Annotated in this window: 19 protein-coding genes; 3 read left to right on the top strand and 16 right to left on the bottom strand. The window is 67.6% G+C overall.

What is annotated here, in order from left to right; genetic code table 11:
- Positions 1-109: 109 nt before the first annotated feature.
- On the bottom strand, positions 110-553 hold the full coding sequence (locus ON43_RS12090; RefSeq protein WP_051178308.1) for a MarR family winged helix-turn-helix transcriptional regulator: 444 nt from the start codon (positions 551-553) through the stop codon (positions 110-112).
- A gap of 55 nt (positions 554-608) precedes the next feature.
- On the opposite strand from ON43_RS12090, the gene ON43_RS12085 reads away from it, so the two are divergent.
- Positions 609-1,652, top strand: a complete 1,044-nt coding sequence (locus ON43_RS12085) for a membrane protein (protein ID WP_040806951.1) — start codon at positions 609-611, stop codon at positions 1,650-1,652.
- Here ON43_RS12085 and ON43_RS12080 read toward each other — a convergent pair.
- A complete protein-coding gene (locus ON43_RS12080; protein ID WP_040807065.1) occupies positions 1,649-2,194 on the bottom strand; it encodes a TetR/AcrR family transcriptional regulator in 546 nt (181 codons plus the stop codon). The genes ON43_RS12085 and ON43_RS12080 overlap by 4 nt on opposite strands.
- Positions 2,195-2,305: 111 nt before the next feature.
- Here ON43_RS12080 and ON43_RS12075 point away from each other — a divergent pair, with 111 nt between their 5' ends.
- Positions 2,306-2,719 carry an organic hydroperoxide resistance protein gene (locus ON43_RS12075; RefSeq protein ID WP_040806948.1) on the top strand — a complete coding sequence of 138 codons (414 nt, stop codon included), beginning with the start codon at positions 2,306-2,308 and terminating at the stop codon, positions 2,717-2,719.
- 6 nt (positions 2,720-2,725) lie between these two features.
- On the opposite strand, the gene ON43_RS12070 is transcribed toward ON43_RS12075, so the two are convergent.
- The 3 genes from ON43_RS12070 to ON43_RS12060 form a co-directional block, all read right to left on the bottom strand.
- Positions 2,726-3,217, bottom strand: a complete 492-nt coding sequence (locus ON43_RS12070; RefSeq protein WP_086007932.1) for an NlpC/P60 family protein — start codon at positions 3,215-3,217, stop codon at positions 2,726-2,728.
- A 245-nt stretch (positions 3,218-3,462) separates the two neighbouring features.
- Positions 3,463-4,269 carry a carboxymuconolactone decarboxylase family protein gene (locus ON43_RS12065; protein WP_040806943.1) on the bottom strand — a complete coding sequence of 269 codons (807 nt, stop codon included), beginning with the start codon at positions 4,267-4,269 and terminating at the stop codon, positions 3,463-3,465.
- Positions 4,270-4,316: 47 nt separating this feature from the next.
- Positions 4,317-4,592 carry a putative antibiotic biosynthesis monooxygenase gene (locus tag ON43_RS12060; protein WP_040806941.1) on the bottom strand — a complete coding sequence of 92 codons (276 nt, stop codon included), beginning with the start codon at positions 4,590-4,592 and terminating at the stop codon, positions 4,317-4,319.
- A gap of 134 nt (positions 4,593-4,726) precedes the next feature.
- On the opposite strand from ON43_RS12060, the gene ON43_RS12055 reads away from it, so the two are divergent.
- A complete protein-coding gene (locus tag ON43_RS12055) occupies positions 4,727-5,305 on the top strand; it encodes a TetR/AcrR family transcriptional regulator (RefSeq protein ID WP_040806939.1) in 579 nt (192 codons plus the stop codon).
- A 54-nt stretch (positions 5,306-5,359) separates the two neighbouring features.
- On the opposite strand, the gene ileS is transcribed toward ON43_RS12055, so the two are convergent.
- From ileS to ftsW, 11 genes are all read right to left on the bottom strand, one after another.
- A complete protein-coding gene (gene ileS, locus ON43_RS12050) occupies positions 5,360-8,515 on the bottom strand; it encodes an isoleucine--tRNA ligase (RefSeq protein ID WP_040806937.1) in 3,156 nt (1,051 codons plus the stop codon).
- 321 nt (positions 8,516-8,836) lie between these two features.
- Positions 8,837-9,043, bottom strand: a complete 207-nt coding sequence (locus ON43_RS12045) for a hypothetical protein (protein WP_040807064.1) — start codon at positions 9,041-9,043, stop codon at positions 8,837-8,839.
- A 126-nt stretch (positions 9,044-9,169) separates the two neighbouring features.
- Positions 9,170-9,997 carry a DivIVA-like cell division protein Wag31 gene (gene wag31 / locus ON43_RS12040; RefSeq protein WP_040806934.1) on the bottom strand — a complete coding sequence of 276 codons (828 nt, stop codon included), beginning with the start codon at positions 9,995-9,997 and terminating at the stop codon, positions 9,170-9,172.
- 72 nt (positions 9,998-10,069) lie between these two features.
- On the bottom strand, positions 10,070-10,372 hold the full coding sequence (locus ON43_RS12035) for a YggT family protein (RefSeq protein WP_040806931.1): 303 nt from the start codon (positions 10,370-10,372) through the stop codon (positions 10,070-10,072).
- A gap of 345 nt (positions 10,373-10,717) precedes the next feature.
- On the bottom strand, positions 10,718-11,512 hold the full coding sequence (locus ON43_RS12030) for a cell division protein SepF (protein WP_040806928.1): 795 nt from the start codon (positions 11,510-11,512) through the stop codon (positions 10,718-10,720).
- A gap of 104 nt (positions 11,513-11,616) precedes the next feature.
- Positions 11,617-12,390, bottom strand: coding sequence for a YggS family pyridoxal phosphate-dependent enzyme (locus ON43_RS12025; protein ID WP_051178307.1), 774 nt, complete (start codon positions 12,388-12,390; stop codon positions 11,617-11,619).
- Positions 12,387-13,127: a peptidoglycan editing factor PgeF gene (pgeF, locus tag ON43_RS12020; RefSeq protein WP_040806927.1), complete on the bottom strand. Its 741-nt coding sequence runs from the start codon at positions 13,125-13,127 to the stop codon at positions 12,387-12,389. The genes ON43_RS12025 and pgeF overlap by 4 nt, the downstream gene beginning before the upstream one ends.
- 143 nt (positions 13,128-13,270) lie before the next feature.
- Positions 13,271-14,536, bottom strand: coding sequence for a cell division protein FtsZ (gene ftsZ, locus ON43_RS12015; RefSeq protein WP_040806926.1), 1,266 nt, complete (start codon positions 14,534-14,536; stop codon positions 13,271-13,273).
- Between the two features lie 316 nt (positions 14,537-14,852).
- On the bottom strand, positions 14,853-15,689 hold the full coding sequence (locus tag ON43_RS12010; RefSeq protein ID WP_083913344.1) for a cell division protein FtsQ/DivIB: 837 nt from the start codon (positions 15,687-15,689) through the stop codon (positions 14,853-14,855).
- A gap of 6 nt (positions 15,690-15,695) precedes the next feature.
- Entirely contained in the window at positions 15,696-17,141 is a 1,446-nt protein-coding gene (murC, locus tag ON43_RS12005; RefSeq protein ID WP_051178332.1) for a UDP-N-acetylmuramate--L-alanine ligase, read from the bottom strand.
- 92 nt (positions 17,142-17,233) lie between these two features.
- Complete coding sequence (gene ftsW / locus ON43_RS12000) at positions 17,234-18,811, bottom strand: putative lipid II flippase FtsW (protein WP_040806924.1); 1,578 nt, start codon at positions 18,809-18,811, stop codon at positions 17,234-17,236.
- Positions 18,812-18,922 lie beyond the last annotated feature (111 nt).

Genomic DNA, 18,922 nt, shown 5'->3' with positions numbered 1-18,922 from the left:
CCCCGTCATTCCGGCGCGCTTTTGGCCGGAATCCACTGCGTCGGTGTGGATCCCGGCCAAATACACGCCGGGATGACGAGTGATCGCTCGTCGCCGGGATGACGGGTGGTCATTCGTCGGCGGCGTTGTAGCGGACCAGATATTCGGCCATTCGCTCCACGTCCGCGTCGTCCCAGTCCCGGAAACGTTCGGCGAAGGCGGCGGCGCGGCTGCGGGCGGCGGCGCGCGCCACCCGCTTGCCTTCCGGGGTCGCGTGGAGGACCAGGTTGCGGCGGTTGGTGGGATCGACCTCGCGCGCGAGGTAGCCGTCGCGTTCCAGCGCGGCCACCTGGCGGCTGACCGTGGACTTGTCGAGGTGGAAGTGCCCGGCCAGGTCCGCGGCCAGGCAGCCGTTCCGCTCGATCACCAGATCCAGGATGCTCGACGCCACCAGCGACAGCTCCGGATGCAGTTCGGTGGCGCGCCCGCGGGCGCGGCGGGCGAACGCGGTGAGCTCGCGCTGTATGACCTCGATCGCATCGGCGCGTCCGGGGAATGCGGGTGAACCGTCCATGGTTGTAGACTACAACTTCGCTTGGTTGCATTTACCAACTATTGGAGATGAGTTGATGGCCTCCCACCAGATCCGGCACGTCGCCGTCCACCTGCTGACCCCGCTGCTCATGTGCCTGGGCATGGGCCTGGCCTACCTGGGCGCGTTCCACCAGCCCGAGCCCAACCACCTGGCCGTGGCCGTGGTCGGCGACAGCCCGCAGGTCAAGGTGCTGGCGCAGACCATGAAGGACAAGGGCGGCAATGCCCTCGACGTGATCACCGTGCCCACCCGCGACGACGCGGTGAGCCAGCTGCGCGACCGGGATCTGGCGGGCGCCTACGTGCCCGATCCGCAAAAGCCCGAATTGCTCGTCGCCAAGGCCGGATCCGACACCACCGCCATGGCGGTCGAGGCCGTCTTCGGTCAGGTCGCGGCCAAGCAGAACGTGCCGATGACGGTCACCGACGTGACCAGCCCGGCCTCCGGCGATCCGACCGCGCAGGGCATCTTCTTCCTCCTTGTCGCCCTGAGCATCGGCTCCTACGGCAGCGTGGCCGCCATCGGCGCGGCGGGCGCGGGCCTGCCCATGTGGACGCGCGGACTCCTGGGCCTGATCACCTCGCTGCTGGTCAGCCTGATCGGCCTGGCGCTCTCGGGCCCGGTCTTCCACGTGGTCGACCATGACGCGGGCGCGGTGTGGGCCATGTCGTGGCTGTACTCGGCCGGCATCATGGCCATCGGCATCGGCCTGCACACCTTCCTGAAGCGCTGGACCACGCTGGCCATGATGGTGCTGTTCGTGATGCTGAACTTCACCAGCTCCGGCGGCGTCTACAGCCCGTGGCTGCAGAACGACTTCTTCGGGACGCTGCACGACTTCTGGAACGGCGCGGGCTTCGTCGAGGGCGCGCGCAGCCTGATGTACTTCGACGGCGCGGGATTCGGCGGTCGCATCACCAGCCTGATCCTGTGGTTCGCGGCGGGCGTGGCGCTCATGGCCATCGCCGGATTGGCCGAGAAGCGCCGGCGCGCAGCCGAACTCGGCCCACGCCACGCGGCCGCGGTCGAGACTCGCGAAGAGGCCGAAGAGGAAATGGAGGAGACCGTCGGGGTCTAGCTCGGCCGAATGCCCAACTGCGACAAGGCGGTCCGGATGCCCACCCGGACCGTCTCGCTGTCTCCCACACCCCCGCTGATGGTCACGCCGTCGCGGGTCATCAGCAACATCCGCGCGGCGTCGTCGACGTCGGTGTACCCGGCCGCGCGCAGCCGGTCGGCCATGAGGTCGCGGAACCAGCCGCGGTAGTCGTCGACCACCTGACGTACGGCGTGATCGGGCTTCGGGAACTCGACGGCCGCATTGAGGAACGGGCAGCCGCGGAAACCGGGCCCGCGACTGAGTTCGCCGAGCCGATCGAAAATGCCGACGATGGAGTCGGTCCCCTCGCCGGGGATGGCTTCCAAAGTCTCGCGCTGGCGGGCGTATTCGCGCACCAGATACGCGACGACCAGGTCTTCCTTGGTCTTGAAGTGCCGGTAGAACGTCGCCTTCGCGATCCCCGCCTCGGCGATGATGCGGTCGATGCCCACCGTGTGGATGCCCTCGGCGTAGAACAGCCGAGTCGCGGTGTCCAGCAGGCGATCACGCGCTTCGCTCATGCTGACCTGCACTCCTTCCCCCTGCACGGGATTACGGTATTGACGATAGCAGACAGGTCTGTCTACTCTGGGCAACGTCTGAACAGACAAGTCTGTCTAGGGAGATTCGAAATGGCTAAGCTCTTCACCTCGTCCGCTACCTCCGTCGGCCGCGAGGGCCGCTCGGTCAGCTCCGACGGTTACCTCGACCTGAAGCTGGCCCAGCCCAAGGAGGCCGGCGGCAGCGGTGACGGCACCAACCCGGAGCAGCTGTTCGCGGTGGGCTACTCGGCCTGCTTCGCGGGTGCGCTGCAGGTCGTCGCCCGCAACGCGGGTGTCTCTATCGGCGACGCCTCGGTGACCGCCGACGTCAGCCTGAACAAGGACGAGGAGACCGGTTTCGGCATCTCCGTCGTGCTGCGCGTCGAGCTGCCCGAGGAGCTGCAGAACGAGCAGGGCCGCGAGCTCGTCGAGGCCGCGCACCAGGTGTGCCCGTACTCGAAGGCCACCCGGGGCAACATCCCCGTGGAACTCGTTGTCGAGTAAGAGGATTCAGAAGTACCGGCGAATGGTGTAGATGTCGAACTGACTCAGCGGAGTCAGACCGACGGGCACACCCCAGTCGTACGCGTTCAACACGTTGCCGCCTCCCGCGTAGATACCTTCGTGGGAGGCGTCGTCGTTGAGGATGAGCACATCGCCGGGCTGCAGTGCGCCGAAGGGGACCTCGAGCCCGGTCTCGGCCTGCTGCCACGTGGTGCGCGGCAGATTGATGCCGACGCTGCGGAAGGCCCACTGCACCAGACCCGAGCAGTCCCAGGTGTCCGGGCCCGTGCCGCCCCATTCGTAGGGCTTGCCGGTCTGAGTGCCCGCCAATGCCAGCGCGGCCATGGCCCGCGGGCTGGCCAGCGGCAATTGCGCCGAGCCGCTGGCGCTTCCGGAGAACGAACCGGTGCCGCTACCCGACGAGGATCCGGACGCCGATCCGCTGTCCGCGTGGGCCGCACCGACACCCAATGCCCCCGTCACCCCCATTGCCACCATCGCGGTGATGAATGTTCTGAGTCTGCCTAGCTGCCTTCGAGCCATGTGCGCGCCCCTTCATCGGCGGTACCGCGGGAACTGCTTCAGCCAAAGATCAATTTGCTAGCTGATAGCCGTTGTATCCCACGCGCAACATGAGCCACAAGAGAACCTGGGCTGGCGTGTCTCGAGACCCAGATCACCTCGAAAGAAGATCCGCCGGTCAGATACTGACCGGCGGATAACGAATCGGTTGCCGAAGCCGCCTAACGCTGGGCCAGCACCTCGCGCAGCGCGGCGATGCCATTGATCGCGGCCGGGAATCCGGCGTAGGACGCCATCTGGGTGATGACCGCGACGGCCTCCTCCACCGTGCCGCCGACATTGAGCAGGCCGTGCAGGTGCACGCGGAGCTGGGGAGCCGCGGTGCCCATGGCCGTACAGGCGGCGACGGTCGCGAGCTCGCGGGTCTTCAGATCCAGTCCGGGGCGCGAATACACATCGGCGAAGGCGAATTCGACGAGGTAGCGCGCCAGGTCCGGCGAGGTCGCGCCGAGCGTCTCGAAGATGTGGTCGGCGGCATCGCCGTCGACCTCGGCGAGCTTGGCCAGGCCACGCTCGTAGCGCTGCTGGGTGGTCTCGTCCGGGCGAATCTCACTGGCGGTCACCGGGTTTCCGGCCTCGGGCCGCTCGGCGAAGACCGCACGGGCCTCGGCCAGCGCGTTGAGCACGGCCGGGAATCCGGCGTAGACGCCGATGTGGACGATGGTCTCGACCACCTCGGCGGGGGTAACCCCGACATTCAGCGCGCCGCCGATGTGCCAGCGCAATTGCGGTGCGGCGGTACCCATTCCGGTCAGCGCCGCGATGGTGGCGAGCTGCCGTTGCGCCAGGGTCAGGCCGGGGCCGGAATAGACGTCGCCGTAACCGAATTCGACGACGTAGCGGCCCAGGTCCGGGGCGATATCGGCCAGGCCGCCGACCACCGCGCGGCCGCTCGGCCCGCCGACCTCGTCGAGGACGGACAGGCCACGCTCGAAGCGGTCGGCGGCGGTGGTTGCGGTGTCGGTCATGATGGTTCCTTCGAATCCGTTGGGGGTGTGCGGGTTTCGAGACACGGTCAGCGGTGCAGCCGCAGGGTCAGGTGGTGGTTGGCCTTCATCAGCATGGGGATCAGCACGTAGGCGGTGGCCGGGACCACGACGGCGGTCAGGGCCAGGGTGCGGACCATCAGCGGCAGGCCCGTCATCAGAGGGCCGAGCAGGGCCAGCGCGAGGGTGATGGTCGGGTACACGGCCAGCCAGGTGATGACGGCGCGCCGGTGCACCGACGGCATCGCGGCGGGGGTTGCGACATTCGCGGTGGTGACTGCGGCGGTGGTGGTGAGAGTGGTCATTGTTCGCTCCTAGCGACCGTGTTCCCGATGAATCCGACGAGACGGTCCGTCTCGTCTCATGTAGAGAAGTTAGACCGGTCATGATCGCCTGTCAAGACGAGACGTTCCGTCTCGTTGCGGGGTACTATCGACGCATGTCACCGGCACCGAATCCCGAGCTGCGCAACGCCACGTCGCATCAGGCGATCCTGGACGCGACCTTCGAGCTGGCGGTGAGCAAGGGCTACGGCAAACTCACCATCGAGGCCATTGCCGCCAAGGCGGGGGTGGGCAAGCAGACCATCTACCGGTGGTGGCCGTCCAAGGGCGCGATCGCACTCGAGGCCATCAATGACCAGATCGGTTCGGCCACCGACTTTCCCGATACGGGCGATATCGCCGCCGATCTGAAGACCCAGGTCACCGCGCTGTCCCGGATGTTCGCCGGCGATGTCGGATGCGTCTATCGCGGGGTGATCGCCGAGGCGCAGCATGATCCGAAGCTCATGCAGAACGTCCGCGACACCTTCGTCGAACCGCGGCAGACGAATGCGTCGAAGCGGCTGGAGGTGGCCATCCGTGCCGGGCAGATCCGGGACGACCTGTCGCCATTGGTCATGACCAATCTGATCTACGGCCCGGTCTATCTGCGGTTCCTGCTGGGCGTCGGCGATGTGCTCGACGCCCCGAACCTGGTGGAGCACGTCCTCGACGGCCTGCGCCCCCGCAAATAGCGCAAACGAGAAGGGGCGGAACCGAATCGGTTCCGCCCCTTCTCGTCTACTGGCTCACGCCTTCGTGATCGAGACCTTTACGCCGCCGACGATCTCGGCGGCGCCCGCGCCCGCCTCACCGAAAGTGAGTGCGGTGGCGAGGATCTCACCGGCGATCAGCTCGCGGTGGGTCTCCGCCCAGCCCAGCCGCTCGGTGGGGACGTCCAGCACCACGGTGATGCGGTCGGAAACATCCAGCCCCAGCGACTTTCGGGTCTCCTGGAGATCGCGGATGAGGTCGCGGGCCCAGCCCTCGGCCTCGAGCTCCTCGGTGACCACCGAATTCAGCACCACCAGACCGGCATTGCCGGGCAGGGCGGCGGTGGACTCGGGTTCGGCCGCGACCAGGCGCTGCGTGTATTCCTCGGGGAGCAGGGCGATTCCGGCGGCGGACACGGTGCCGTCGGCGGCCTCGCTCCATTCCCCCGCCTTGACGGCCTTGATGACCGTCTGGACGTCCTTGCCGATGCGCGGTCCGGCGGCACGCGCGTTGACCACGAGTTCGAAGCGGCCGTGGGCGGCCACGTCGGTGGTGAGGTCGACGCGCTTGACGTTCACCTCGTCGGCGATCAGATCCACGAAGGGCCGCAGGCGTTCCGCGTCGGCGGCGGCCACGGTGACCTCCGAGAGCGGCAGGCGCACACGGAGATTCTGGGCCTTGCGCAGGCTCAGCACCGTGGAGCAGACCGTGCGGACCTCGTCCATGGCCGACACCAGTTCGGCGTCGTGCGGCAGCTCGTCCGCGGCGGGCCAGTCGGCCAGGTGCACCGACCGCTCGCCGGTGAGGCCACGCCAGATGACCTCGCTCAGCAGCGGCAGCAGCGGGGCGGCCAGGCGGGTGGTCACCTCGAGCACCGTGTGCAGGGTGTCGATGGCGTCGCGGTCCTCTTCCCAGAAGCGCGAACGCGACCGGCGCACATACCAATTGGTGAGCGCGTCGGCGAAGGTGCGCAGCTCCTCGCAGGCGGTCGCGATGTCGTAGACCTCGAGCGCCTCGGTCATGACGTCGCGGGTCTGCGCCAGCTTGGCCAGGACGTACTGGTCCAGCACATTCTTCGAGTCGGTGCGCCAGGTGCCGGGGGCCGAGGCGTACAGCTGCAGGAAGGTCCAGGCGTTCCACAGCGGGCGCAGCGCCTGGCTCACGCCCTCGCGGATGCCGCGCTCGGTGACGATGAGGTTGCCGCCGCGCAGCACCGGGGAGGCCATGAGGAACCAGCGCATGGCGTCGGAGCCGTCACGGTCGAAGACCTCGTTGACGTCCGGGTAGTTGCCCTTGGACTTGGACATCTTGAGGCCGTCGTCGCCCAGCACGATGCCGTGCGCCACAACCGATTTGAACGCCGGGCGATCGAAGAGCGCGGTGGACAGCACGTGCAGGTTGTAGAACCAGCCGCGGGTCTGGCCGTTGTACTCGACGATGAAGTCGCCGGGGCTGTGCGGGGCGCTGTCGGCGGTGCCCTCGAACCACTCCTTGTTCTCGAAGGGGTAGTGCACCTGCGCGTACGGCATCGAACCCGACTCGAACCAGCAGTCGAGCACCTCGGGGGTGCGCCGCATCATCGACTTCCCGGTCGGGTCATCGGGATTCGGGCGCACCAGCTCGTCGATCATCGGCCGGTGCAGATCGGTCGGCCGCACACCGAAGTCCTGCTCGATCTGATCGAGCGAGCCGTACACGTCCACGCGCGGGTAGGCCGGATCGTCGGAGATCCACACCGGGATGGGCGCGCCCCAGTACCGGTTGCGGCTGATGTTCCAGTCGCGCGCGTTCTCCAGCCACTTGCCGAACTGGCCGTCGCGGATGTGCTCGGGAACCCAGGTGATCTCCTTGTTGAGCTCCACCATGCGATCGCGGAACTTGGTGACCGCCACGAACCAGGACGGCACCGCCATGTAGATCAGCGGCTGACCCGAACGCCAGCTGTGCGGGTAGGAGTGCTCGATGGTCTCGTGCCGCAGCAACTTTCCGGCGGCCTTGAGGTCCTTGATGATGACCGGGTTGGCGTCGAAGACCATGAGGCCCTCGTACGGCGGCACCATCGAGGTGAACTTGCCGCCCGCGTCGAGCGGCTGCACGACATCGATGCCATTGGCGGAGGCGACATCCATGTCCTCCTCACCGAAGGCGGGTGCGAGGTGCACGATGCCGGTGCCGGAGTCGGTGGTCACGTAATCGGCGTTGAGCACGCGGTGCGCGTTCGGGTGGCCGAGGAAGAAGTCGAACGGCGGCCGGTAGCGCAGGCCCTCGAGCGCCGCGCCCGAATGCTCGGACAGCACCGTCGGCTCCTCGCCGAACTCGCGCGCGTAGTGCGAGACCCGCTCGGCGGCGAGCAGGTACCGCTTGCCGTCCTTGCCCTCGACGTGCGCGTAGGTGACGTCGGGGTGCACCGCGATCGCGAGGTTGGACGGCAGGGTCCACGGCGTGGTGGTCCAGATCAGGGCGTTGGCGCCGTCCAGGGCGTGCAGCGGATGATCCGCGGGCACCTCCAGGACCATGTCGACGGTGACCGCCGGGTCCTGGCGCATCCGGTAGGAATCGTCCAGGCGCGCTTCCTGGTTGGAGAGCGGGGTCTGCTCGTACCAGCTGTAGGGCAGCACCCGGAAGCCCTGATAGATCAGGCCCTTGTCATGCAGCGATTTGAACGCCCACATGACCGATTCCATGAAGTCGAGGTCGAGGGTTTTGTAGTCGTTGTCGAAGTCGACCCAGCGCGCCTGACGGGTGACATAGTTACGCCACTCGTTGGTGTAGCGAAGTACCGAGGATTTGCACGCGGCATTGAATTCCGCGAGACCCATGGCATCGATCTGTGATTTGTCCGTGATACCGAGCTGCTTCTCGGCTTCGATTTCCGCGGGCAGGCCGTGAGTATCCCAGCCGAATCGCCGATCGACCTTCTTCCCGCGCATGGTTTGGAATCGCGGGATCAAATCCTTGACGTATCCGGTGAGCAGATGGCCGTAGTGCGGCAACCCATTGGCGAAGGGCGGACCGTCGTAGAAGACGAATTCCTCTGCATCGGAACGGTTCTCGATGCTGGCACGGAAGGTGTCGTCGGCGGCCCAGTAGTCCAGGACCCGCTGCTCCAGCTCAGGGAAGGACACCTGACCGCTGGTCTTGCTCAGCTCGACGCGGGGGTATGCGCTTCGGGTAGTGGTCTCGTCCGCCATGGCGGCCTCTCGTCTCCTCGTGCCATCACCTAAGGGCACGGGGACGATGGCGACGCAGGTGCGTCGTAACCGCGGTACCACCCCGCTTGCCCAGCCCCCAGGATCACGAAAACCCTTGTGGGACCAAGCCTCTCGTTGCGAGCTGTGACGGGCTCACCCGTTCGGTTCTAGTAAGCGAGTGACCTCGCCGTTCTTCCGAAGACTCCCCGGTGATGGCCGGATCAACGCCGTAAAGCTGTCTCCATACTAGCGGGGCGGGTCCAGCGGTTATTCCGCGGACCCGCCCCACAGCTAGATCTCGGTGTTCCGGGTGTCCAGAACTCAATGTTTCGCGTGTCTACCGCCCGGTCGTGACGAGGCGTCCTCGTCGTTCTCGGTCCGCAGCGACAACGCACTGACGAGCAACAGCACCGCGCCGATCACGCACACGATGATGCAGCCCCATGCCCAGATCACCGAACCGGTGGTCAGTGCGGTCACCAGCAGGCCGAAACCCACGGCGGCGAGCGTCAGCGTCACTACGAGCAAGTGCACCATCCCCTTCTTGGGCTTCGACAGCACGGGCTATCGGAGGACTCGAAAGGTTGGCGACGATGCCTGACCACCCGGGTAGCGGCCCGGAGCGGTACGGCATCGCTGGCCGTAGTACCGACTTTACTTGCTGCCCTTGAGGAGTGCGCCGTTGCCGGACGCGTCCGCGCCGAATTCGCCGCCATCGACCGGGACCGCCGAACCACGGTTCTCCAGCTCCTCCAGCTGCGATTCCAGGTAGGACTTCAGGCGCACACGGTATTCGCGCTCGAAGGTCTTGAGCTGCTCGATGCGGCTCTCCAGCACGCTGCGCTGCTGGGTGATGGTGGCCATGATCTCGGTGTGCTTGCGCTCGGCGTCGGCCTGCAGGGCGTCGGCCTTCTCCTTGGCCTGGCGCAGCTGGGAATCCGAACGGGTCTGCGCGTCGGACAGCATGGCCTCGGCCTTCTGGCGGGCGTCGGCGATCATGGCCTCGGAGCGGGTCCGTGCGTCGCTGACCAGTCGCTCCGAGTTGGCTCTGGCGTTGGCCAGCAACTGCTCGGCCTCGGTCTTGGCGTCGGAGGTGAGGCGGTCGGCCATCTCCTGAGCCAGCGAAAGCACCTTGGCGGCCTGCAGATTGGCGTCCGCGGAGGGAGCGTCCTGCTTGACCTGGGCGACCGGGATCGGCGCCGGCATGGGGGCCGGGGGCACCGGCGGGGCGGCCTTGATGGGCTCCGGCGCGGGCGCCTTCACCGGCTGGACCGCGGGGCCCCGATTCTTCTTGGCGTCAGCCAGTTCCGCGTCCAGCTCGGCAACGCGCTGGCGAAGATCAGCGTTCTCCTCGATGAGGCGTGAGAGCTCCTGCTCGACCAGGTCGAGGAAGGCATCGACTTCATCCTCGTTGTAGCCGCGCTTCCCGATCGGCGGTTTGCTGAACGCGACGTTATGAACATCGGCGGGGGTCAGCGGCATGGAACGATCCCTTCACGCTTCGTATGGAGATCTAGCGGTAGATCTGGGCAAGCTTTCTTTCCGGCCATTCTGTCACACCCGAGCTATCGACTGCCCTGCCTGGCCCGTGATCGTCATCAAGAGGAACACGATGAAAAGCAGGACCATAATGGACAGATCGAGCCGAATTCCCCCAAGATTCACAGGGGGTATCAATCGCCTCAGAAGTTTCACCGGGGGGTCGGTGATCGTGAAGATCACCTCCAGGATGATCACGACGAACCCCGTCGGCCGCCAGTCCCGCGCGAAGCTGCGGATGAACTCGACGATGATTCGGCTGATCAGCAGCAGCCAGAAGAGGAACAGCAGTAGGTTCAGCACCGGGAACAGGGCCACCGCACCACTCTGCCTCAGAATCCATGATCAGCAAAATAGAAACACTGATCGCGCCGGTCACAGCTGTACTGCTGCCACATAACTCATGTTGATGACCGCGACGGCGCACTGACACACCTCGTGGCACCCGGATACCCGACAACTCGGGCACAAGACTCCCCCGCGATTCCCCCGCGACTATTTCGCAACCCCCGTATACGCGGCGCAATTCGTTGCTGCCGTTAAGCTTTGAACTTCTGCCGCTCACCGGCGACACTGACCGCTACCGCCCGCACGAGCGGGGCCCAACCCCTCCCCAGGGGTTTCAGGGGCGCAGCCCCTGAGAGTTCCCGAGAGTTGGGCCACTCACTTCTGGTTGTAGAAGCCGTTTTCCGCGATCCGGCGGCGCTCCTCGGCGGAGACGTCCACGTCGGCGGGTGACAGCAGGAAGACCTTGGTGGCCACCTTGTCGAACGAACCACGCAGGGCGAAGGCGAGTCCCGCGGCGAAGTCCACCAGGCGGCGGGCGTCGGAGTTGCTCATCTCGACCAGATCCATGATCACCGGGGTGCCGTCGCGGAAGCGCTCACCGATGATGGCGGCCTCCGCGTAGGTGCGCGGGCGCAGCGTGGTGATCTTGGACAAGGTGCCTCCGTCCTCGAAGATCTGCGGACGGCGGGCGGCCTCGATCCGGCGCTCCTGCTCCCGCAGCTCCTCAATGCGACGCTCCGCGTCGGTATCCATCGCGAGCGCGCCGCGGGTGCTGCCGCGCACCATGGGCGCGTTGCCGCCCATGGACCGGGTGCGGCTGGACGGGGCGGTGTCGATGCGGGTGGGACGACGCGACGGCTCGTAGCGGTCGTCGGCGTCGTAGCGGTCGCGCTCGCGCACCTCGTCGGCGTAGTCGTCGCGACGGGAGACGGGAGCGTAACCGGCCGGCTTGTAGGGCGCCTTGTACGACGGCTCGTAGGCGGGCTCGTCGTCGTAGCGGTCCTCGCCGTATCGGTCGTAGTCGCGCTCGCGTTCGACGTAGGACCGGGAACGACGCTGACCGCGCTCGTCGGCGCTCCGGGTGGCGCCGCGATCGTCGACGTAGTCGTCTTCGTAATCCTCGAGCGGAACCATGCCGAAGTACGCCTTGAACTTATGCAGCGTGCTCATCTGGTCGACCTTCCTTCGGCCCCGGTTGGCCTGGGGTGTTGTCCTGCTCAGCCCTCGTCTGCCACCAAGCATATGTTTCAAATGTGACTGATGAGGTTTCTTTGCTACGCCGAGGTTATCGGTCGCGCGCCCATCAGCGCAGTACCGACACGCACGCACGTCGATCCGTGGCGGACGGCCGACTCCAAGTCGCCGGACATGCCCGCCGACAGCTCTATAGCTTCGGGGTGGTCGGTCGTTAATGAGGCGTGGATGCGGGCAAGTTGCTCGAAGGCGGCATCGGGGTCGGCATCCAGCGGCGGGATCGCCATCAGGCCCGCGAGCTGCAGAGATTCGGAGGCCGCGACACGATCGGCGAGCGCGTGCAGCGCGGCGTCACGGACACCGCCGCGCTCGGGATCGGCGTCGAGAGAGACCTGCAGCAAGACGCGCAAGGGGGTCTTACGGTCACCGTCGTCCAGGGCGGCCCGCGCGCCCGCGTCGAGGGCGTCGGCGAGCCGGTCGCTGTCCACCGAGTAGACGGTATCGGCCCAGCGTGCAACGGATTTCGCCTTGTTTCGCTGCAGTCGCCCGATGAACTCCCAGCGCACCTGGGACAGGTGGCTCAGCTGCGCCACCTTGCCCGCGGCCTCCTGTTCGCGGGACTCGCCGAACTCGCGGCGGCCCAGGTTATAGAGGATCTCGATATCCGAGGCGGGGAAGAACTTGGTGACCGGGAGCAGCCGGACCGAGCCCGAATCGCGGCCCGCGGCCCGGCACGCTGCGTCGATTCGCTCGATGAGCGCTGCGAGCGAGGTTTTCAGCTCCGCGGCGCGCCCCGCGTCGGGCGTGACCTCCGTCGCATCGGATCCCTTTGCGGCGGTAAAACTTTCGGTCATTCTGAAACTCCCTCGGATGACATCCAAATCACACCGGCGAGTCGGCCCGTCGGCGCGCCGCGGCGGTGTGAGAACAGCGTCTTGTCCTCGATAGTGCACCGCGGGTCCATCGCGACCGCGCCCACACCCGCCGATTCCAGCTGCCGGCGGATGCCCGCGCGCAGATCCAGGCCCGGCGTGCCCTTGGCCGTGGTGGTCGCGCTGCCCGGCAGATGCGCCTCGACATCGGCGCGCATGGCGGCGGGCACCTCGTACTGGCGACCGCTGGCCGCCGGTCCGAGGAACGCGCCGATGCGCTCGGGCTTCGCACCCAGCGATGCCATGGCCTCGAGCACCCGCGGCACGATCCCGATGCGCGCCCCGATCCGCCCGGCATGCACGGCCGCGATGACCCCGGCCTCGTCGTCGGACAGCAGGATCGGCACGCAGTCGGCGGTCAGCACCACCAGCGCCAGATCCCGCCGCGTGGTCACCAGCGCATCCGTGGCGGGCACCGGCTCACTCTGCGGCCCATCCACGATCTCGACGTTCCGCCCGTGGATCTGTTCCATCCAGACCAGCTGCTCCGGCGCCAGCCCGATGTTCTCCGCGAGCCGAACCCGATTGCGCCGCACCGCCTCCGGATCATCGCCCACGTGATCGCCCAGATTGAACGAGTCGTAGGGCGCTTGCGAGAACCCACCCGCCCGGGTGGTCACCACGCGTCTGGTCCGGAAAACAGGTGCGGCTGAAGTCATGCCTCCGAGGGTAGTAGCCATTCCCCGGCAACCTCGCACTCACCGGGGAGATCGGTCCCACACCACACCCGGATACGCGAACGCGCCCGTCCCGGTGAGCGGGACGGGCGCGTCCGGATCGAAATCCTCGGCGGCGCTTGGGGTTAGCGGCGCATGAAGGACGGGACGTCGACGTCGTCGTCATCGGCGTCCGGGGGCTGGATGTGGCCGCGGTTGTTGCCGCCGATGGTCGGGTCGACCGAGGTCGGGCGCGGGGCGCTGTAGGACGGGGCCGGGCCGCGTTCGGCGACCGGGGCGGGCGCGGGAGCCGGGGCGGGGGCCGGTTCGGCCGGGCGGGCCGGTTCGGCGGCGCGGGCCGGGGCGTATTCGCTGCTGCGGCTTACCGATCCGGCCGAGGCCGAGGCGGTGGAGCTGGCCGTGGAGCTGAAGCGGCTCACGGCGGGTTCGATGCGGCGGGAGGGCCCGCTGCCGTCGAAGCCGGCGGCGATCACCGTGACCCGGACCTCGTCGCCGAGGGAGTCGTCGATGACCGTACCGAAGATGATGTTGGCCTCGATGTGCGCGGCCTCCTGCACCAGCGAGGCGGCCTCGTTGATCTCGAACAGACCGAGATCGGAGCCGCCGGCGATGGAGAGCAGCACGCCGTGCGCGCCATCCATGGAGGCTTCCAGCAGCGGCGAATTGATCGCCGCCTCGGCGGCCTTGACCGATCGGCCCTCACCGCGCGCGGAACCGATGCCCATCAGGGCCGAGCCCGCACCGGACATGACCGACTTGACGTCCGCGAAGTCGACGTTGATCAGACCCGGGGTGGTGATCAGGTCGGTGATGCCCTGAACACCGTTGAGCAGCACCTCATCCGCCGAACGGAAGGCGTCCATCAGCGAGACGGCCGCGTCGCCCAGCTGCAGCAGCCGGTCGTTGGGGATGACGATGAGGGTGTCGCAGGACTCGCGCAGGGCCTGGATGCCCGCCTCGGCCTGGTTGCTGCGGCGCTTGCCCTCGAACGAGAACGGCCGCGTCACAACGCCGATGGTGAGCGCGCCGAGCTTGCGCGCGATGGACGCCACGACCGGGGCGCCACCGGTGCCGGTGCCGCCGCCCTCGCCCGCGGTCACGAAGACCATGTCCGCGCCCTTGAGGACTTCCTCGATCTCGTCCTTGTGGTCCTCGGCGGCCTTGCGGCCGACCTCCGGGTCCGCACCGGCGCCGAGGCCGCGGGTCAGTTCACGGCCGACATCGAGCTTGACGTCGGCATCGGACATCAGCAGAGCCTGCGCGTCGGTGTTGACCGCGATGAACTCGACTCCCTTGAGTCCCTGTTCGATCATCCGGTTGACGGCATTCACGCCGCCGCCGCCGATACCGACGACCTTGATCACAGCAAGGTAGTTGTGCGGGGGCGTCATGGGCTCTCGCCTTCCTTCGATCTGAAACAGCTTGTCGTCTTCGGTTACTCGCCATATGCCGGGCGAATGGTCTCGGTCCGATAAACCCTCAACCACAGCTTCAGCGTTATGTCAAGTACCTGGTGCGGAACGGTATTCGCAGCCACCCCGTTACTCGCGCAGGCGCGCCGAAACGAGTGTCAGAATCTTGTGTGATTCGCCTCGTCCGACCCACATGAGCATCGTATCGTGGACGGTTACCCTCCGGTCCTGGATCGGAACCGACGGTGCCCTTCCGGCAAACCACCGAAAATTTCGGCGGCCCAATAGGTATCGCTCACTTTACCGTGACCAGATTCGGACTCGAAACATCGAATACCTTGCCCGGCTGGGAAAGCAGGGGTCCGACCACCGCCGCCTTGCGCGGCGAATCCACGGTCCCTCCCCAGAGCACGGTACGCCCGTCACGCAACTCCAGGGCAATATCCGAAACCGAGCGGGCCACAACCGCTCCCACCCCCACCTGATCGCGCAGCGGAACCGGAATGGCGGCCATGACCGCGACGGCGGCCTTCGTCGCCGGATCCGAACCGCCCGGATGGTCGGTAATGAGTTTGGGCACTCCGGGTCCCGGCGGCTCGATCGCGAATTCCACGCTGTCGCAATCGAGCAGGTGTGTCCCATCGGGGCTGTCGAAGTAGAGCACCGGGGTGCGTTCGACGACCGTCACGCGGACCGTCGAAGGGAACACCCGCTGCACGCGGGCCGAGCGCACCTTGGGTAGCCGGGAGACCTTCTCGGCCAGGGCATCGGTGTCCAGGCGCAGCATGGAGCCGTCGGGCACCTGGAGCACGTCCAGAACCTGTTGCTCCGGAATGGCGCTCAGGCCGTCGACGCGGACCGCGCGGACCGCCAGCAGCGGCGTGAACCAGGCGACCAGTCCCAGCGCGATCAGGGCCACCACTCCCGCGAGCACGCCGAAGCGGACCTTGCGGGAGCGCCAGGCGCTCAGAAACCGGGATTCCTCGCGGACACGACCGCGGCGCAGGCGCGCGCGGCGGGCCGCGGCGCTCTCGGCGGCCTCCTCCGGCTCATCGGTTTCGGCCGGATCGGCCTCGTCCCAATCGTCTTCGGCCGCATCCGTTGTCGTCGGCGGCGATCCACCCGAGGTCATGGGCGCTCACCGCCCGTGGCTGGGCCGGGCGCGCAGCCCGTCCAGGATCTGGCCGCCCAGCATGGTCACATCGCCGGCGCCCATGGTGATCACCACGTCGCCGGGCCGCGCCAGCGCGCCGACCTGCTTGCCGACCCGGGACATATCCGGCTGGTAGTGCACGGGTTTGGTGACCGCGTTGGCCACCAGCGCGCCGTTCACGCCGGGCAGCGGCTCCTCGCGGGCGCCGTACACGTCGAGCACGACGACCTCGTCGGCCAGCGAGAGCGCCTCGCCGAACTCGGTCGCGAAAGTGGCGGTGCGGCTGTACAAGTGGGGCTGGAACACCACGATCACCCGGCCCGGGCGCGAGCGCGCGCCGTCGCGGGCCTCCTGGGCGACCAGTTCGGCGGCGGCCGAGAGCACCGCGCGCACCTCGGTCGGATGGTGGGCATAGTCGTCGAAGACGCGCACGCCGTTCTCGCGCCCGGTGAGCTGGAAGCGGCGGTGCACTCCCCCGAAACCTTCGAGGCCCTGGATGATTTCGCCCATATCGGCACCGGTGGCGCGGGCGGCCAGCAGCGCGCCGAGCGCGTTGAGGGCCATGTGGCGGCCGGGCACCGACAGGCGCAGGGTGCGCGGGGCGGCCTCGTCGGAGAGCTGGAAGACGGCCACGCCGCCGACATCTCGGGGTTCGAACGACAGCAGGTGCGCGCCGACCGGAACGCCGGAGCCTTCGAAATCGCCGGAGCCGTAACCGATCACCTGGATGCCGCGCGGATCGTCCTTCAACTTGGCCGCCGAACGCTGGGCCAGCCCGAGCGAACCCGGATCGTCCAGGCACACCACCAGGCGACCGCCCGGTTCGAGCCGGTCCACGAAGTCGTCGAAGACCTGAACGTAGGCCTCGTCCGTGCCGAAGTAGTCCAGGTGATCGGACTCGATATTGGTCACCACCGCGACATCCGGCGCGTACTGCAGCAGCGACCCGTCGCTCTCGTCGGCCTCGGCCACGAAGATGCCGCCGGTGCCGTGGTGGGCATTGGTGCCCGCCTCGTTGAGCTCGCCGCCGACGGCGAAGGACGGGTCGAATCCGCAGTGCTGCAAGGCGACCACGAGCATGGAGGTGGTCGAGGTCTTACCGTGCGTGCCCGACACCAGCAGCGTCTTGTGGCCCTGCATCAGCGAGGCGAGCACGGCGGGGCGCAGCAGCACGGGCACGCCGCGCTTGTGCGCCTCCACCAGTTCGGGATTGGTCTTGGGGATGGCGGCGTAGGTGGTGACCACGGCGGTGGGTCCGCCGGGCAGCAGGTCCAACGCGCTGGCGTCGTGCCCGATGCGCACCTCGGCCCCGCGCGCCCGCAGGGCCAGCACGCCGCGGCTCTCCTTGGCGTCCGAACCGGACACCATGCCCCCGCGCGACAAGAGAATTCGGGCGATTCCGGACATACCGGCACCACCGATGCCGATCATGTGCACACGCCGCAGGTGTTCGGGTAAATCGGTGTGCTCTCCTGCGATCGGCTCGGTCGCGGTAGCCGCTTCGCTGTCCGGCCGCTCCACTGTCACCTCGAATTACCCCGTTCCCTCGCGTGTTTCATCGGATAGTTGGGTTCCCAGGCGCGGGTGCCGCGCCACGATTCCGTGGATCGGCTGCTGCGCCCCTTAGCCCGATTGTCGTCCGCCGCCGAGCGGCTGGTGCGCCGGGCCGAATCCGAATCTATCGAGCGGCGCGAGGCCGGTTCCGACCCGCCCCGTCCACGGCCCGATGGTAGCGCGCGCTTGGGCGGGCTCGGCTTGACCTTGGCCTTCGCCTGGGACCGGGCGCGGGCGGCCTTGGACTTCTCGCGGGCGGCGCGCGCCCGTGTGGGCGAATACATTTCGGGCTTGGGCAGTCGCAGCAGGCGGCTGAAGCGACCGTCGCCTCCGGCGTGCAACGCGGCCACGGCCTCGGGTTCGTGCCGGGCGGCATTGGCGATGATGCCGAACATGAGCAGGGTGATGGCCAGCGAGGAACCGCCCGCCGACACCAGCGGCAGCTGCAGACCGGTCACCGGCAGCAAACCCACGACATAGCCGACATTGATCAAGGCCTGCCCGGTGATCCAGGTGGTGGCCGAGGCGGTCAGCAAACGAATGAACGGATCCACCGAGCGGGTCGCGATGCGCAGGCCGGTGTAGACGAACAGCGCGAAGAGCCCCAGCACCAGGGCACAGCCGAGGAAGCCGAGCTCCTCGCCGATGATGGCGAAGATGAAGTCGTTGTGCGCGTTGGGCAGATAGCTCCACTTGGCCCGCGACTGCCCGAGCCCGCGGCCCCAGATGCCGCCGTCGGCCAGCGAGTACATGGCCTGCCGGGCCTGATAGCCGATGCCCTGCGGATCCGAGCCCGGACTGAAGAAGGCGCGCATGCGGTCGGACCGGTACCCGGCCGACAGCGCCAGGATGGCCGCCGCGACGCCGCCGGACACCGCGATGGTGACGAACATGCGCAGCGGCAGCCCGCCGAACCACAGCAGCGAGGTGAGCACGATGCCCAGCGCGATCGTGGTGGACAGGTTCGGTTCCAGCACGACCAGGAAACAGACCAGCAGGCCCGCGGGCACCAGCGGCATGAGAATGTCCTTGTACCCGGACCTTTCGCTCTTCCGGGAAGCCAGCAGGTGCGAACCCCACACCACCAGCGTGATTTTCACGATCTCGGACGGCTGCACCGACACGAAGCCGAGGTCGAACCAGCGGCGCGAGCCCTGCACCTCGGTGCCGATGCCCGGAATCAGCACCAGCACCAGCAGCACCAGCGACAGCGCGAAGACCGGGAACGACAGCTGCCGCATCACCCGCAGTGGCACCCGCAGCGCGATGTAGAACAGCACCGCGCCGAAGACCGCCATCATGGCCTGCTGGATGAACAGCGAATACGCCGAGCCGCCATCGGCATAGGACTCGACGCTGGAGGCCGAGAGCACCATGACCAGACCCAGCACGGTCAACAGCACCGCGATGGCGACGACGAGGTGGAACGACGCCAGCGGGCGGGCCAGCCATGCTCCGAACCATCCGGCTCGCGCACGCTGCTGGGGCTTGCTCCCTGCCCGCCCCGGCGTCGCACCCGTGGCTTGCCGCGGCGCCGCCGCTGTCATTCGGATCTCCCGATGTCCTTCTCGTCCAGGGCCTGCACGGCGGCCGCGAAGCTGCGCCCGCGGTGCGTGTAGTCGGCGAACATGTCCAAGGACGCCGCGGCCGGGGCCAGC

The sequence above is a fragment of the Nocardia concava NBRC 100430 genome (assembly GCF_000308815.1).
Lineage (GTDB): Bacteria > Actinomycetota > Actinomycetes > Mycobacteriales > Mycobacteriaceae > Nocardia > Nocardia concava.
Note: the sequence above shows the minus strand (reverse complement) of the source record. Positions and strands in the feature narration are given on the sequence as shown.